This is a genomic window from Alcaligenes sp. RM2, from assembly GCF_052931795.1.
This window is the reverse complement of the sequence record NZ_JBRFIO010000002.1, coordinates 514,492-530,511: the sequence shown is the minus strand read 5'-3', so window position 1 is coordinate 530,511 and position 16,020 is coordinate 514,492. Positions and strand designations below refer to the sequence as shown.

Genomic DNA, 16,020 nt, shown 5'->3' with positions numbered 1-16,020 from the left:
AATAGTCGGTTACCCCATCAGGCCCGGCCTTCTGGCCAGTGGCCCTTTACGACAAACCATGAGCATCGACCCCTCTTTAACTATCGCCCAGTTCGACTACGAGCTTCCCCCTGATCTGATCGCTCAAAGCCCGCCGGCCCAGCGCCAGGGCAGCCGTCTGCTGCATCTGGACGGTGCCAGCCAATTGCATGACCGCCAGTTCACCGACCTGCCCAGCCTGCTGCGCAAGGGTGACCTGCTGGTCTTTAACGATACGCGCGTCATCAAGGCCCGCCTGCATGGCCAGAAAAGCAGCGGCGGCAAGGTGGAAGTGCTGATCGAGCGCGTAACCGGCCCCGATACGGCTCTGGCCCATATCCGCGCCAGCAAGTCCCCCAAACCTGGCACGTTGCTGGAACTGGCCGACGGCAAGGTACTGGCCGATTGCACCGGGCGGGAAGACGCCCTGTTTGCGCTGCGCTTTCACGAGCCTGTGCTGGACATGCTGGAGCAATACGGCGCCACGCCTTTGCCACCCTACATTACCCACGCAGCGGACGAGGAAGACGACTCGCGCTACCAGACTGTTTACGCCCGTCACCCCGGTGCCGTGGCCGCCCCGACGGCTGGCCTGCACTTTACCGACGACATGCTGAACACCTTGCGCGAGCAAGGCGTGGACCAGGCCTTTGTGACCTTGCACGTGGGTGCAGGCACTTTTCAGCCTGTGCGTGTGGACAATATCAGCGAACACGTCATGCACGCCGAGCGTTACCATGTGCCCGCCGCCACCCTGGCCAAGATCGAAGCCACCCGCGCTGCCGGTGGCCGCGTCATTGCCGTGGGCACCACCAGTGTGCGTTCGCTGGAGTCTGCCGCCAGCAAAGAGCCCGGCATGAACCAGCGCTGCACCGATGGCAGCATTGAAGGCGACACGCGCCTGTTCATTACCCCCGGCTTCCAGTACCAGTGGGTGGATGCACTGATCACCAATTTTCATTTGCCCCAGTCCACCTTGCTGATGCTGGTATCGGCCCTGGCGGGGATCGAACCCATACAACGTGCCTACCAGCACGCCGTCCAATCCCGGTATCGCTTCTTTAGTTACGGCGATGCTATGTTCATTGAGCCTCCTACCCCATGAGTGGACTGAAGTTTGACCTCTTAAGCACCGATGGCGCCGCTCGCCGTGGCCAGATCACCCTGAACCACGGTGTGGTGCAAACCCCCATTTTCATGCCGGTAGGCACCTATGGCAGCGTCAAGGCCATGATGCCGCACGAGCTGAACGAGATTGGCTCGCAGATCATATTGGGCAACACCTTTCACCTGTGGCTGCGTCCGGGCACGGATGTCATGGACAAGTACCAGGGCCTGCATAATTTCATGCAATGGGACAAGCCCATCCTGACGGACTCGGGCGGTTTTCAGGTATTCAGCCTGAAAGGCATGCGCAAGATTACCGAGGAAGGGGTGAAGTTTGCCTCCCCCATCACCGGCGAGCGCCTGTTTCTGACGCCTGAAGTGTCGATGCAAATCCAGTACTCCTTGAACTCCGATATTTCCATGGTGTTCGATGAATGCACGCCCTACTTGATTGACAACCGTCCCGCCACACATATCGAAGCGGCTAAATCCATGCGCATGTCCTTGCGCTGGGCTCGCCGTTCACGCGAGGAATTCAAGCGTCTGAACAACCCCAATGCCCTGTTTGGCATTGTGCAAGGCGGCATGTACGAGGACCTGCGCGACGAATCCCTGGCTGGTCTGACCGACATCGGCTTTGAAGGCTATGCCATTGGCGGCCTGTCCGTAGGCGAGCCCAAAGAAGACATGATGCGCATTCTGGCGCACACCACCCCGAAACTGCCTACGCATGCCCCCCGCTATCTAATGGGTGTGGGTACACCGGAAGATCTGGTCGAAGGGGTCAGCCAGGGCGTGGACATGTTTGACTGCGTCATGCCCACCCGCAATGCGCGCAATGGCTGGCTGTTTACCCGTTACGGCGACATCAAGATACGCAATGCCCGTTACCGCGACGATACCCGCCCGCTGGATCCCAGCTGCACCTGCCATACCTGCAAGCATTTCTCGCGTGGCTACTTGCATCATTTGCAGCGTTCCAATGAAATTACCGGCTCGCGTTTGAATACCTTGCACAATCTGCATTTCTATTTGCAGATCATGCAAGAGATGCGCGATGCTATCGAGCAAAAGCGTTTCGCGGCCTGGCGGGAGCAGTTCCACCAGGATCGGGCGCGCGGTATTGAATGACACGCTGTTTGTGATACCGCAATAAAGTGCCGCTACAATACACCGTTAGTTTTTGACAACCCACACAAAAAAATCCTCAGGAGCCCCACATGTCCGCTGTTGACATTCTGACTCTCATCCCCGCCCAGGCAGCTGCCGGCGGCGAAAATGCCTTGATGGGCATGCTGCCCATCATCTTGATGTTCGTTGTGCTGTACTTCTTGATGATTCGTCCTCAAATGAAGCGTCAGAAAGAGCACCGCAACCTGGTCTCCAACCTGGCCAAAGGCGACGAAGTAATCACCTCCGGCGGTCTGCTGGGCAAAGTCAGCAAAGTTCACGACAACTACCTGACCGTTGAAGTGGCCAACCTGACCGACAAGCCTGTTGAAGTTCTGGTCCAACGCGTGGCCGTTACGACTGTTCTGCCCAAAGGCACGATCAAGTCGCTGTAATGCCTCCGACCCCGGACCTCGGTCCGGGGTTGCCATTTCTGCACCCGTCGTAGATATCCCATGAATCGTTATCCTCTCTGGAAATATGTCATCGTCTTGGTCGCGCTGGCGATCGGCCTGATCTATACCTTGCCCAATCTGTTTGGTGAGTCTCCTGCTGTCCAGGTTTCCAGCGCCAAATCCACGGTCCGGCTTGAAACCAACCTGATCAGTCACGTTGAAGAGCTGCTCAAGAAAAACAATATTCCTACGACGGGCTCGTATTTTGAACAAAACGGACCTAGCGCCACTGCGCGTTTCCGTTTTGAGTCCACCGATGTTCAGCTCAAGGCCAAAGACCTGATCGAGCGCGAACTGAACAAGGACTCCACAGCTACCGCCCCCGACTACACCGTCGCGCTGAACCTGGTGTCTGCGTCGCCTGCCTGGCTGACCGCACTGGGCGCCCACCCCATGCACCTGGGCCTGGACTTGCGCGGTGGCGTGCACTTCCTGCTGCAAGTGGATATGCAAGGCGCGCTTCAAGCCCGCTACGACTCCATGGTGGCTGATGCCCGCAGCGTGCTGCGCGAAGCCAAAGTGCCTGTTGGCGGCATCGAGCGTGATGGTCACTCGCTGCGCATGAGCTTTGCCTCGGCAGACGATCGCGACCGCGCTCAATCAGAAATGCGTCGCGCCATGCCTGATCTGGCTTTCACCCCTGCCGGTGACAGCGGTCTGACAGCCCGTTTGACCGAAGCCGCCACCATTCAGGTGCAATCGAACGCCCTCAAGCAAAACATCACCACCTTGCATAACCGAATCAATGAGCTGGGCGTAGCCGAGCCTGTAATTCAGCAGCAAGGGTCCGATCGCATCGTGGTTCAACTGCCCGGCGTGCAGGATGTAGCCAAAGCCAAGGAAATTCTGGGTCGTACGGCCACACTGGAACTGCGTATGGTGGAAGACTCGCCTGCTGCCGTTGCGGCCTTGAACTCGGGTACCGTGCCCTTTGGTCTGGAGCGCTACACCGAGCGTGGTGGTGCCCCCCTGCTGCTGCGTCGCCAGGTCATCCTGACAGGTGAAAACCTGCAGGACGCCCAGCCCGGTCGTGATTCGCAAACCCAGCAACCCACCGTCAACCTGACGCTGGACAATAAGGGCTCGCGCATTTTCCGCGACATTACCCGCAACAACATCAACAAGCGCATGGCGATTGTGCTGTTTGAAAATGGCGTGGGTGAAGTGGTGACGGCTCCGGTTATCCGTAGCGAAATTCCTAACGGCCAGGTACAGATCAGCGGCAGCATGAATGCTCAGGAAGCCGCCGATATTTCCCTGCTGCTGCGTGCCGGTTCGCTGGCCGCCCCCATGAGCATCATTGAAGAGCGCACCATTGGCCCTAGCCTGGGTGCCGACAATATTCGCCAAGGCTTTAACGCCACGCTGTACGGCTTTATTGCGATCGCCATCTTCATCATGCTGTACTACCACCTGATTGGTCTGTTCTCCACCATTGGCCTGACCTTCAACGTGCTCTTGCTGCTGGCTGTCTTGTCCATGCTGCAAGCCACCCTGACCTTGCCGGGTATTGCTGCCATCGCCCTGACACTGGGTATGGCCATTGACGCCAACGTGCTGATCAACGAGCGTATCCGCGAGGAGCTACGCAATGGTGCCTCGCCGCAACAAGCCATTCACCTGGGTTTTGATCGTGCCTGGGCCACTATTTTCGACTCCAACCTGACCAGTCTGATTGTGGGTGTCGCTTTGCTGGCCTTCGGTTCCGGTCCTATCCGTGGTTTTGCGGTCGTCCACGTGATCGGTATTCTGACCTCCATGTTCTCTTCGGTGGTTGGGGTTCGTGCCCTGGTCAACCTCTGGTATGGCAACCGTCGTCGCCTGCAGGGTATTTCCATTGGTCAGGTCTGGAAACCACAGGACAAGAAGTAAAGTGCCGGGGCCGGTGCAAACCGGCCAGGCCCAACTACAGGCATAAAGCATCATGGAATTTTTTCGTATTCACCGCACTATCCCGTTCATGCGCCATGCGTTGGTGCTGAACCTGATCAGTTTTCTGACATTTATTGCAGCGGTCGTCTTCATTATTGTGCGCGGCTTTCACCTGTCCATCGAATTTACCGGTGGTACGGTCATGGAAGTGCACTATCAGCAAACCGTGCAGGTAGAAGATGTGCGCGGCTCGATTCAGTCGCTGGGCTATACCGACTTCCAGGTACAGAACTTCGGCACGTCGCAGGACATCATGATCCGCTTGCCCGTTCTGGACGGACAAGACTCTACCCAGCAAAGCGAACAAGTACTCCAGGCCTTGAAGCAGCAGCACTCGGACGTGGAGCTGCGCCGTGTGGAGTTCGTGGGCCCACAGGTGGGGCAGGAACTGCTGCATAACGGTTTGATGGCCCTGGCCTTTGTGGTCGCGGGTATCTTGCTGTATCTGGGTTTCCGCTTTGAGTGGAAGCTGGCACTGGCTTGTGCGATTGCCAACTTGCACGACGTGGTCATCATTCTGGGCTTTTTCGCATTCTTCCAGTGGGAGTTCTCGCTGTCGGTGCTGGCTGGTGTCCTGGCTGTGCTGGGTTACTCCGTGAACGAATCCGTTGTGGTGATGGACCGTATCCGTGAGAACTTCCGCAAGCAGCGCAAGATGTCGGTGTCGGACATTATTGATCTGTCCATCACCCAGAACATCTCGCGTACCATCATCACCCACGGTTCTACCCAGATGATGGTACTGTCGATTTTCTTCTTCGGTGGCCCAACGCTGCACAACTTCTCGCTGGCGCTGACCATCGGTATCTGGTTCGGTATTTACTCCTCCGTGTTCGTGGCCGCCGCCATTTCCATGTGGCTGGGCGTGAAACGTGAGGATCTGGTCAAGCCGATCAAGAAAGACGAAGGCGGCGAGGTTGTAGAAGGCTAAGTTGCTTCTTGGCTCGCTGTTAACGAAAGCCCGACATTAAAACAATGTCGGGCTTTTTTGTTTCTAGGGCTGCTGGATTGCGAGTAATAGAGTGGCGGCAGTAAGCCTCTTTTTGTTTTATTGAGGGCCGGAGCAGGTCGGCGGGCGAGTCAGGTTATTCGCCGCGGGCAGAGGCCGGATGCGGGGTGCAAGGGTCGTGCTGTTTGAGGAGCACGCTTGCGGTTTGTCCGGGGGACAAACCGCGCTCCGAGTTCACGACCCGCCCGCATCTGGACTCTGACAAGGGGACCCGTGCGCAGCACGGGCGAATGACCCGCCAAGCCGACCTGCTCCGGCCCTCAATAAAACAAACGCCTGCCACCCTATATTGATCTGAAGGGATACTTCGGCACGACGGTTATACAACGGGCAATACTGCCATCACGATATGACGGGATCTCGCAGCTGTGGCGGCATCAACGAGGTTTACAGAAAACCTCATTTCCATCGGGCTGAAATAACTTGCTGCTGTCGTTTTCAGTGCACAAGCTGCAATGACTGGATGACACACTACAAGCCATAAGTAATGCAAGGGAGGGACGACCAACTACGTAATTAATTCGGGATGGTTTCATCAGGCCGTAAGGTCAATACGCGCACACCACTGTCTGTCACCGCTACCGTGTGCTCAAACTGTGCTGACAGCAAGCCATCGCAAGTGCGCACGGTCCAGCCATCTTTCCCGGTTTGCACTGCATGGCCACCTTGATTCAGCATGGGTTCAATGGTGAACACCATGCCCTCTTTCAATCGCAGTCCTGTGCGCGGCATGCCCCAATGCAAAACTTCAGGCGCTTCGTGCATTTCCCGCCCGATGCCGTGCCCACAGTAATCACGTACAACGGAATAGCCGTTCTTGCGTGCGTACTGGGAGATGGCAAACCCCACATCACCCAAAGTCGCGCCGGGGCGTACGGCTTGTATACCTTTCCACATCGCCATATAGCAGGCATCGACCAGTTTTTGCGCAGCAGGAGTCACCTGCCCCACCATGTAGGTTTTGCTGGAATCCGCGATAAAGCCGTTCTTCTCCAAGGTGATATCGAAATTCACGATATCCCCCTCTTTCAGTACATCCGTCGTGGACGGCATACCGTGACACACGACTTGATTAGGCGATGAGTTCAGAACATAGGCATAACCGTACTGCCCTTTGCTGGCGGGCCGGGCTTGCAGATCATGGACGATGTAGCTCTCGACCAGATCATTGATCTGCATGGTGTTCATGCCAATCAGATCTAACTGATCCAGGCGCGTGAACACTTGAGCCAGCAAACGGCCCGATTCGGCCATCAAGGCAATTTCATCTGCCATCTTGATCATGCTGACTCCACCTGATCCAGAGGCACGGCAGGCTCACCCAAACCAGCCGCCTTCATTTCACGGGCGACAATCTCGTTAAAACTCATGGTCGGGTTCAGTTCGCACAACAACCCCATACGTATCCAGAAAGCCGCCTGCGCATTGATGGAGCGACATGAAACCGTACTCGCCTTGCGTAGCTGGTCGTGCAGCTCGTCATCAATATTCACGATACCCATTTTTCAATCCTTATATGATCCATATACGAATCATATAATCCGCAAAATCAGGACGCAAGTAGAAGCTGACTGAAAATCCTGATCCAGCTTCATGCCCCCACAAGACTATTTCCAGCCTTCTCACCCCAAAGGGCGGCCTGTCTGCAACAAGTCCTCCCACATGATCCCAGCTTGCTTGTGGCTCACGGGAGGCTGGGCGTTATAATGCCCGATTCATCATTTTCAATGGCCCGCGGGATATACACCCGTCACGGCTCCTTCTATGACCGACACCACAATCTCTACCCCCGCCAGCGCGGATGCTGCTACCAAGCCTGCCCGCAAGCTCTTCATTCGCACCTTTGGCTGCCAGATGAACGAGTACGACTCCGAAAAAATGGCCGATATCCTGAATCAGGATCGCCCCGTGGAGTTGACAACCAACCCCGAAGAAGCAGACATCATCCTGTTCAATACCTGTTCGGTGCGCGAAAAAGCGCAAGAAAAGGTGTTCTCGGATCTGGGCCGGGTTCAGCATTTGAAAGCGCTCAATCCCGATCTGGTCATTGGCGTAGGTGGCTGTGTGGCCAGTCAGGAAGGCGACACGATTATTCGTCGTGCTCCCTACGTGGATGTGGTGTTCGGACCACAAACCTTGCACCGCCTGCCCGAGCTGATCGTCAAGCGCCGCAACAGCGGCCGCTCGCAAGTGGATATCAGTTTTCCTGAAATCGAAAAATTCGACGCCCTGCCTCCAGCACGCGTGGAGGGTTATTCGGCCTTTGTGTCCATCATGGAAGGCTGCAGCAAGTACTGCAGTTTCTGTGTAGTGCCCTACACCCGTGGCCCCGAAGTCTCCCGTCCCTTTGACGACGTACTGATGGAAGTGGCTGACCTGGCCGACCAGGGTGTGCGTGAAGTGACGCTGCTGGGCCAGAACGTGAACGCCTACCGTGGCCCGACCGACGTCGCTGGCGAGATTGCCGACTTTGCCATGCTGCTGGAGTACGTGCACGAGATCCCTGGTATCGAGCGCATTCGCTACACCACCTCGCACCCCAAGGAAATGACCTCGCGCCTGATCGCCGCCCACGGCAATCTGCCCAAGCTGGTCCCCTTTCTGCACTTGCCCGTACAGGCCGGCAGCGACCGTATTCTGGCTGCAATGAAACGCGGCTACACTGCGCTGGAGTTCAAATCCATCGTGCGCCGCCTGCGTGAAGCGCGTCCCGACATCGTCCTGTCCTCGGACTTTATCGTGGGCTTTCCCGGTGAGACGGAAGAGGATTTCCAGAAGACACTGAAGCTGATTCGCGATGTGAATTTCGACCAGTCTTTCTCTTTTGTGTATTCGCGTCGCCCCGGCACACCGGCCGCCGACCTGGAAGACAACACCAGCAAAGAAGAAAAGCTGGACCGCCTGCACCGCCTGCAAGCGCAAATCAACGAGCAGGCCCAGGCCATCAGCCAGGCCATGGTCGGCAGCGTGCAACGCATTCTGGTCGAAGGCACCTCGCGCAAAGACGACTCGGAACTGAAAGGCCGTACCGAAAACAACCGCATCATCAACTTCCCCGGCGACCCTCGCCTGATCGGACAAATTGTGGATGTGCACGTGACCCAAGTACTGACCAATACCTTGCGCGGAGAAATCGTGACCCATGACCGGGTTGCAGGAGCCTGATCTATGACTAGCCAACGCCGCCGCATGCCCACTTCCTTGCGTCTGGACGGGGACAATACCCATCTGGCCAATATGTGTGGCCCTTTGGACGAGAACATCAAGCAGATTGCCATTGCCTATGACGTCACCCTGCGTCGGCGTGGCAGTCATGTTTCGATTGAAGGCGAGCGCGCGGAGGAGGCTGCCAAGGCCATTGACTGGTTCCATTCGCGTGCCGTGCACCGTGCGCTGAATATCGACGATATTCAGCTGGGCCTGGTTGAGCTGGGCGCCAGCCGCCGCCACGAAAAAGAGGAAAAGCCCGAGCCCCTGCCCGAGCTGCCCCCCGTCGGCCAGGAAGAAATTTCCCTGCGCACCGCCAAACGCGACCTGCGTCCTCGCACACCCGGTCAGCGCGAATACCTGCGCAATATCCTGAACAATGACATCAACTTCGGCGTAGGCCCAGCCGGTACCGGCAAGACCTGGCTGGCGGTGGCCTGCGCCATTGATGCACTGGAGCGCGAATCCGTCCATCGCTTGGTGCTGACACGTCCTGCCGTCGAAGCGGGTGAGCGCCTAGGCTTTTTGCCCGGTGATCTGGCCCAAAAGGTAGACCCCTATCTGCGCCCTTTGTACGACGCCTTGTATGACTTGATGGGTGTGGAGAAGGTACAGCGCCTGTTCGAGAAACAAATCATCGAAATCGCACCGCTGGCCTATATGCGCGGCCGCACGCTGAACCATGCTTTCGTGATCCTGGACGAAGCCCAGAACACCACACCGGAACAAATGAAAATGTTCCTGACGCGCATCGGTTTTGGCAGCAAGGCGGTGATTACCGGCGACCCCACTCAGGTGGACTTGCCCAAAGGCCAGCGCAGCGGCTTGAATCATGCCGTCAAGGTGCTGGAAAACGTGCAGGGTATTTCCTGCTCGCGCTTTAGCAGCCGTGATGTCGTGCGCCACCCGCTGGTTGCGCGAATTGTGGACGCCTACGAACGAGCCGGTGATGCCTGATCTGTCCCTGAGCGTCCAGTACGCTATTGATTGCCCCGAGCTGAGCCGCTCCCGTATCCGCCGCTGGATGCAGCGCACGATTGATATGGCAGTCGAACGCATCCACCCCGAAGATCGCTTCACCGCCCTTTCCGCCACCTTGCGTATTGTGGACGCCGAAGAAGGCCAGAGCCTGAACCTGAGCTACCGGGAACGCGACTACGCCACCAATGTGCTGACCTTTGAATATGGTCAGGACGAGGACGGCGTGGTCCACGGCGATATCGTCTTGTGCCTGCCCGTGCTGGAGCGTGAAGCCCAGGAACAGCAAAAGCCATTTCTGCACCATGCCGCTCATCTGGTGGTGCACGGCTGTCTGCATTCCCTGGGTTACGACCACATTGAAGAGGACGAAGCCCAGGACATGGAAGCGCTGGAAACCGCTGTTCTGGCCAGTTTGCGCATCCCTGATCCCTACCAGGAGCGCTAGCTCGCCCACTTGTCACAAAGGGCCTCCCATCCCTGACAAAGCTGCGCCAATCCTCACTTCCCTTCCCGCATTCCGAATGATGACAGGTACATACCTTGTCATCATTTTTCGGTTATGCTTGTTTCTTCCTTAACTCGTCCTTCGGACAATGTCAGACTCTGCTCCCGACCCCGAGCCCCGCCCTTCCAAGGCCAGCTCAAACAATCCCATCTCTCGCTTAAGTGCTTTTTTCAATCGGCGTCACGAACCCGAAGACCGAGAAGACCTTAAGTCTGTCCTGGTTGCGGCCCACGCCCGCAAAGTTATCGACGACGAATCGCTGTCCATGATCGCCGGAACACTGGATATGGCCAACAAAACAGTGGCCGATATCATGGTGCCCCGATCCAAGATCGATATGCTGGACATCGCCAAGCCCTTGACCGAGATGCTGCCCATCATTATTGAAACGGGCCACAGCCGCTTTCCGATCTACGAGACGGAGCGCGACAATATCATCGGTATCTTGCTGGCCAAGGACCTGCTGCTCTCGATCGCCAATCCCACGCTGGATTTGCGCCCGCTGATTCGCCCTGCGGTATTCATTCCCGAGACCAAGCGCCTGAACGTCTTGCTGCACGAGTTCCGTGGCAGCCGCAATCACCTGGCCGTCGTTATTGACGAGCACGGTGGTACAGCAGGCCTGGTCACCATGGAAGACGTGCTGGAACAAATTGTGGGCGACATCGAAGACGAATACGATGAAGACGCCGAGCAGACCATTTTCCAGGCCGGCCCCGACAGCTGGCGTGTCATGGCACTGACTGAAATCCCCGATTTCAACGAAGCCTTCCAGACCCACCTCCCTAACGACGACTTTGACACCGTAGGTGGTTGGCTGGCGTCCGAATTGGGACATATCCCTCGCCGGGGCGATGTGGCCCAGCTTGATGGCATCAGCCTCACGGTTGTCCGTGCGGATGCCAAACGAGCCCTTTGGTTGCACGTTCAGCGAGCCACACCCGCCGAGCCTAATCTTGAACAAGCCTGATTCCAAACCTTTACCCCAGGCGCTTGGCGTCGCGTTACTGCTGGTCCTGGGGGGCTTGCATGCCCTGTCCTTTTCCATTGGCCCGCTGCCATCCTGGGTTCTGCCCTTCTACCAGATCACCTTGCTGGCCATTGCCTGCTCGCAAATCATGGGTTCGACGTCCGTGCGCCAGGCCTTTGGTCGCAGTTATCTGTTTGGGCTGGGGCATTTTGGCGTAGGGATTTACTGGCTGTACATCAGCATGCACCAGTATGGTGGCATGCCCTCCTGGATGGCCGCCCTGGGCGTTTTGCTACTGGCTGCCGCCCTGGCCCTCTTTCCTGCTCTGGCTTCAGCGGTTTGGCAAAAACTGCGCCCCAAGCACGATAGTGATTCCTGGCTGCCACGATTGTTGCTATCAGCAGGCTGGGCAAGCTGCTGGGCATTAAGCGAATGGCTGCGCGGCAATTTGCTGACTGGCTTTCCTTGGTTGAATATCGGCTACGCCCACGCAGAAGGGATGTTTACCGGCTGGGCACCCGTTGTGGGTGTGTATGGCCTGGCCTGGCTGTCGGCTTTCAGCGCCGCCGTGATTGCCCAGTTTGCCGCCTCCAAAGACAAGAACCAAAGCCCTTCCAGCGCGATCGGCATTGGTATCGCCATGATTTTTGGCCTGATCGGGATCAGTCTGCCGCATATTGCCTGGGTCCAGCCCCATGGCGCGCCCTTTATTGCCCGCCTGGTGCAAGGCAATATCGATCAAAGCGCCAAGTTCGGCCCCAATATGAGCGAAGGCATAGAGCGTTATTACGAGCTGGCAAACCTGCCGGCCAAGACCCCCGAAGACGCGCCGCGCCTGATTGTTCTGCCTGAAACCGTTATCCCCGTATTGCAAAACCGCCTGGAAACCAGCTTCTGGTTGCGCTGGACGGAACTGGCACAGCGCCATCAAGCCAATCTGGTGCTGGGTGTCCCCATGGACCGTGGCACGGTCAACGGCAAGCTGAGCTACACCAACAGCGCCTTGCTGATCAGCCCCGAGACTCAGCCCCAGGACATCATCAATAGCACGGCCAGCTACTACGACAAGCATCATCTGGTGCCTTTCGGCGAATTCATCCCCACCGGCTTTCAATGGTTTGTGGACATGATGAATATCCCGCTGGGGGACTTCCATCGTGGCGCCTTGCCGCAAGCGCCCTTCAAGATGGCAGAGGGGCGTGTTGCCCCCAACATCTGCTATGAAGACGTGTTTGGTGAAGAGATCATCCAGGCCGTGCAAGGCAGTCCTGGCCAGGAAGGCGCTACCTTGCTGTTGAACATCAGCAATCTGGGCTGGTTTGGCGATTCCTGGGCCTTGAGCCAGCACTTGCAGATCTCACGTATGCGGGCTCTGGAAACAGGCCGTCCCATGCTGCGTGCCACCAATACCGGCATGACAGCCGCCATTGATCCTTATGGGCGTGTTCGTGCAGCTCTGCCGCCCCTGACGCCGGGTGTGCTGGATGTGGAAGTTCAAGGCACAACAGGCCTGACTCCCTACGTGAAATACGGCAATCTGCCCTTCTTGATCTGGGCAGGCCTGCTTCTGATTATTTTTGCCTGGCGCTCTCGTCGTCAGGACTAAGCACCAACAAACTCACCACAGGCTTTGCGGTAGCGGAGACTCCCTGAAAGGATTCTGCTATTGCAAAGCCTGCGGTGCATTCGGGTACAAGCGCGCGGCAAAACCACCGGCACGCTCCCGATTCCAGGTCTTGCACCAGTCCACGAACTCATCCGCCGGGATGGGCGTAGAGCACAAATAGCCCTGCATATAGTCGCAACCGGCGTTGTTCAACAAATCCAGTTGCTCGTGACTGGTCACACCTTCTGCCACTACCCGCAAGCCCAGCTTTTGCGCCATGACAATCATGGCCTGAGTCAGCACCAGATCCTCGCTGCTCAGGGCCAGATTGCGGATATAGCACTGATCAATCTTGAGCACATTGATGGAAAACCGCTTCAGGTGCGACAGAGAGGAGTAGCCGGTGCCAAAATCATCCAGCGCCACACTCATGCCGTACTCCCGCAAGGAGCGCAACTGCTGCAAGGCTTGCCCCTGATCGTCCAGCAACAAGCGCTCGGTAATTTCCACCACCAGCGCATCACCCGGAATGCCTTGGGTTTGCAGATACTCCACCCACTCGCGCGCGCAGGAGCCATTGAGCTTGAACTGCGCGGGCGAGACATTCAGGCTGACCCGGAAACCGGGGTCCAGCTCGTTGCGTAGTTTCACCGCGGCCTGGGCAGCCGTCTCGAACACCCATTCGCCAATCAGCACAATCAGGCCGGAATCTTCGGAAAACGGAATGAATTCTGAAGGGGGCACCAAGCCCAACTGCGGGTGTTCCCAGCGTATCAAGGCCTCGGCACGGGTGACCTGCCCTGTACGCAAATCCACAATGGGTTGGTAATAAAGCTGGAACTGCTGCTCGCTTAGTGCCTTTTGCAAATCCTGCGAAAAACGCAGGCGCGCTTCCACGGCTTCGCTCATGGCAGGCAGGAAGCGACAGTATTGATTGCGGCCGCAAGCCTTGGCGGCGTACATGGCCATATCCGCATTCTTCAAAAGCTGGCCGGCATCATCGCCATCTTCGGGGAACAGCGTGATTCCCAAACTGGCGGAAACAGACACCGAGTTCTTGCCCAACTGGAAAGGCTCTTCAATCGTGTCCAGCAAACAGCGACAAGTGCGCTCCACAATCGAGGTATCGCTGATATCCGAGATGATGACGGTAAACTCGTCACCACCAATACGGGCCACGGTATCCGTTACCCGCACACAGCGCTGCAAACGCTGGGCCACTTCCTGCAGCAGGACGTCGCCCTTCTCGTGCCCCAAGGAGTCGTTCACATCCTTGAAAAAATCCAGATCCATAAAGATCAGCGCGAAAGGCAAGCCTGTGCGACGCGACTGCTCGCGCGCTTGCTGCAAGCGATCCTGGAACATCTGCCGATTGGGCAAGCCCGTCAAATGATCGTAATGCGCCTGCTTCCACATCTGCGCTTCACGCTTCTTATGGCTGGTGATGTCGGTGAACAAGCCAATATGGCGATACACCGTGCCATCCGGGTTCCAGGCAGTGCTGATGGTCAAACGCTCGGCAAAATCCTCGCCGTTCTTGCGTCGATTCCAGATATCGCCCTGCCACCGCCCGGTTTCCGAAATCTCGCGCCACATTTTGCGGTAGAACTCCGTGTCCTGACGCCCCGAGTTCAGGATAGACAAGGTGCGGCCCCGCACTTCGTCCAGCTCGTAGCCGGTGATGCGGCTAAAAGCCGGGTTGGCATCTACCACATGGCCAAAACGATCCGTCACAACAATGGCTTCGCAAGTGTTCTCGTACACCACGGCCGCCAAACGACCCGTCACTTCGTTGCGCACCCGCGTGGTGATGTCCTGCACTACTGCCACCATGCCCATACGACCCTCGAGCTCGATGGGAATGGCACAGATCTCGACATCAATGGATTTGCCGTCATGACGCAATGCCCGCGTTTCATAGCGCAAACTGCTGCCACCAGAACGCGAATCGGCCACCACTTGAGTCAAAGAAGGAAATCGCGGCGACAGAAAGACTTGATCAACCGTGAACTCCTGGCGCAATTGTGCACGGCTATATCCCAATGTCTCTGCCAGCTTTTTGTTGACGAAATCAAAGCGGCCATCGCGGGATAAATAAACTCCCAATAAAGGGTTGTGGCTCAAACTGCGGCATATGGCGTTGAGCTGGGATAAATTGCGCTGCTGAATAGAAAGCTGCGCATCCAGCTGTTGAATCTGCAAACCGCAGTAATTCAAAATCTGCGACAAATAACGCGTTTCACTAGTGCCTGAACTGGTGCTTTTCGCACGGTAATTGCCGCCAGTAAAAGCCTGGCCTTGAGCCACCAGCTGTCGCAAGGGATCGGCTGCCCAGGCACGCAACATGAAGTAGGACAGACACAGCGCGATCAAATCCAGACCCAGCATGAAGAACACCGTCCAGCGGTGCTGCGAGCGGATACTTTCACGCGAGGCATCAAACGCATCCAGCAATTGCTGGGTGTTATGACGAAACAACGAGTCTTCCGCGTTCAGGCTGGCCGCTGGCAGGAGCACTTGCTCGGAGCTGACCGGAAAATCCAGACGCATCAAGCGCCGCTGCCATTCATTACTTAGTTGGGAGACCAGCCCCAGCAAGGGCTTGTCCAGCGGGACCAGGACCACACCATCGACTACTCCGCCATCGCGTAACAACTGCACTACCCCTTGGAACTGCTGATCCAAGTGGCGCAAACGGGCAGGCGTCGAACTGGAAGGCGCGGCCAGCGCCACGGAATAGCTGATATCAGAGAGCTGGCGCAGGAGGCCGCTACTTGCCTGCAGGCGAATTTCTGCCTGGTTTTGCTTGTAAATGACAGTAACCGTTGCGGAGATCAACAACAGCCAGACCAACAGCACCCAAATCAGCAAAGCACTCAAACTGATTCGTCTTTGTGCATCCACTGGAACAGGCAGAGGTGATGATATGCACTGCTTTGCTGACATAGCGCCATTAAATAAAAAAATGCAGGCTAAGTGAGGGGCCTACAAAACGTAATTATTGCAGGTGAAATGTTACTCAACGAAGCATACCATCATTAGATTACAGAGCAGCGCAAA

General features: G+C 56.9%; 13 protein-coding genes. 10 read left to right on the top strand and 3 right to left on the bottom strand.

Annotated elements, in window-relative coordinates; all coding sequences use genetic code 11:
• The first annotated feature begins 58 nt into the window (after positions 1 to 58).
• From queA to secF, 5 genes are all read left to right on the top strand, one after another.
• On the top strand, positions 59 to 1,123 hold the full coding sequence (queA, locus tag ACU6HM_RS09260) for a tRNA preQ1(34) S-adenosylmethionine ribosyltransferase-isomerase QueA (protein ID WP_009463844.1): 1,065 nt from the start codon (positions 59 to 61) through the stop codon (positions 1,121 to 1,123).
• Positions 1,120 to 2,256 carry a tRNA guanosine(34) transglycosylase Tgt gene (gene tgt / locus ACU6HM_RS09255; protein WP_446763702.1) on the top strand — a complete coding sequence of 379 codons (1,137 nt, stop codon included), beginning with the start codon at positions 1,120 to 1,122 and terminating at the stop codon, positions 2,254 to 2,256. The genes queA and tgt overlap by 4 nt, the downstream gene beginning before the upstream one ends.
• Positions 2,257 to 2,345: 89 nt before the next feature.
• Positions 2,346 to 2,690: a preprotein translocase subunit YajC gene (yajC, locus tag ACU6HM_RS09250; protein WP_003803689.1), complete on the top strand. Its 345-nt coding sequence runs from the start codon at positions 2,346 to 2,348 to the stop codon at positions 2,688 to 2,690.
• A 60-nt stretch (positions 2,691 to 2,750) separates the two neighbouring features.
• Entirely contained in the window at positions 2,751 to 4,622 is a 1,872-nt protein-coding gene (secD, locus tag ACU6HM_RS09245) for a protein translocase subunit SecD (RefSeq protein WP_022983425.1), read from the top strand.
• A 52-nt stretch (positions 4,623 to 4,674) separates the two neighbouring features.
• Complete coding sequence (gene secF / locus ACU6HM_RS09240) at positions 4,675 to 5,613, top strand: protein translocase subunit SecF (protein WP_009463846.1); 939 nt, start codon at positions 4,675 to 4,677, stop codon at positions 5,611 to 5,613.
• A 594-nt stretch (positions 5,614 to 6,207) separates the two neighbouring features.
• Here secF and map read toward each other — a convergent pair.
• Both map and ACU6HM_RS09230 read right to left on the bottom strand, forming a co-directional pair.
• On the bottom strand, positions 6,208 to 6,975 hold the full coding sequence (gene map, locus ACU6HM_RS09235; RefSeq protein ID WP_250756733.1) for a type I methionyl aminopeptidase: 768 nt from the start codon (positions 6,973 to 6,975) through the stop codon (positions 6,208 to 6,210).
• Complete coding sequence (locus ACU6HM_RS09230; protein WP_009463848.1) at positions 6,972 to 7,193, bottom strand: ParD-like family protein; 222 nt, start codon at positions 7,191 to 7,193, stop codon at positions 6,972 to 6,974. The genes map and ACU6HM_RS09230 overlap by 4 nt, the downstream gene beginning before the upstream one ends.
• 262 nt (positions 7,194 to 7,455) lie before the next feature.
• Between ACU6HM_RS09230 and miaB the strand changes: the two genes are divergently transcribed.
• From miaB to lnt, 5 genes are all read left to right on the top strand, one after another.
• Positions 7,456 to 8,856, top strand: a complete 1,401-nt coding sequence (miaB, locus tag ACU6HM_RS09225; RefSeq protein ID WP_009463849.1) for a tRNA (N6-isopentenyl adenosine(37)-C2)-methylthiotransferase MiaB — start codon at positions 7,456 to 7,458, stop codon at positions 8,854 to 8,856.
• 3 nt (positions 8,857 to 8,859) lie between these two features.
• On the top strand, positions 8,860 to 9,855 hold the full coding sequence (locus ACU6HM_RS09220; protein WP_009463850.1) for a PhoH family protein: 996 nt from the start codon (positions 8,860 to 8,862) through the stop codon (positions 9,853 to 9,855).
• Positions 9,848 to 10,324 (top strand): rRNA maturation RNase YbeY, encoded by a 477-nt coding sequence (ybeY, locus tag ACU6HM_RS09215; RefSeq protein ID WP_250757217.1) that lies wholly within the window; start codon positions 9,848 to 9,850, stop codon positions 10,322 to 10,324. Before ACU6HM_RS09220 ends, ybeY begins: the two co-directional genes overlap by 8 nt.
• Before the next feature lie 148 nt (positions 10,325 to 10,472).
• Positions 10,473 to 11,354 carry an HlyC/CorC family transporter gene (locus tag ACU6HM_RS09210; protein ID WP_009463852.1) on the top strand — a complete coding sequence of 294 codons (882 nt, stop codon included), beginning with the start codon at positions 10,473 to 10,475 and terminating at the stop codon, positions 11,352 to 11,354.
• A complete protein-coding gene (gene lnt / locus ACU6HM_RS09205) occupies positions 11,341 to 12,960 on the top strand; it encodes an apolipoprotein N-acyltransferase (protein WP_324577956.1) in 1,620 nt (539 codons plus the stop codon). Before ACU6HM_RS09210 ends, lnt begins: the two co-directional genes overlap by 14 nt.
• A 57-nt stretch (positions 12,961 to 13,017) precedes the next feature.
• On the opposite strand, the gene ACU6HM_RS09200 is transcribed toward lnt, so the two are convergent.
• Positions 13,018 to 15,840 (bottom strand): EAL domain-containing protein, encoded by a 2,823-nt coding sequence (locus ACU6HM_RS09200; protein WP_336972556.1) that lies wholly within the window; start codon positions 15,838 to 15,840, stop codon positions 13,018 to 13,020.
• Positions 15,841 to 16,020: the final 180 nt, after the last annotated feature.

Coding starts and splice junctions, on each gene's coding strand:
- queA (WP_009463844.1), top strand. CDS start 59: ATGAGCATCGACCCCTCTTTAACTATCGCCCAGTTCGACTACGAGCTT.
- tgt (WP_446763702.1), top strand. CDS start 1,120: ATGAGTGGACTGAAGTTTGACCTCTTAAGCACCGATGGCGCCGCTCGC.
- yajC (WP_003803689.1), top strand. CDS start 2,346: ATGTCCGCTGTTGACATTCTGACTCTCATCCCCGCCCAGGCAGCTGCC.
- secD (WP_022983425.1), top strand. CDS start 2,751: ATGAATCGTTATCCTCTCTGGAAATATGTCATCGTCTTGGTCGCGCTG.
- secF (WP_009463846.1), top strand. CDS start 4,675: ATGGAATTTTTTCGTATTCACCGCACTATCCCGTTCATGCGCCATGCG.
- map (WP_250756733.1), bottom strand. CDS start 6,975: ATGATCAAGATGGCAGATGAAATTGCCTTGATGGCCGAATCGGGCCGT.
- ACU6HM_RS09230 (WP_009463848.1), bottom strand. CDS start 7,193: ATGGGTATCGTGAATATTGATGACGAGCTGCACGACCAGCTACGCAAG.
- miaB (WP_009463849.1), top strand. CDS start 7,456: ATGACCGACACCACAATCTCTACCCCCGCCAGCGCGGATGCTGCTACC.
- ACU6HM_RS09220 (WP_009463850.1), top strand. CDS start 8,860: ATGACTAGCCAACGCCGCCGCATGCCCACTTCCTTGCGTCTGGACGGG.
- ybeY (WP_250757217.1), top strand. CDS start 9,848: ATGCCTGATCTGTCCCTGAGCGTCCAGTACGCTATTGATTGCCCCGAG.
- ACU6HM_RS09210 (WP_009463852.1), top strand. CDS start 10,473: ATGTCAGACTCTGCTCCCGACCCCGAGCCCCGCCCTTCCAAGGCCAGC.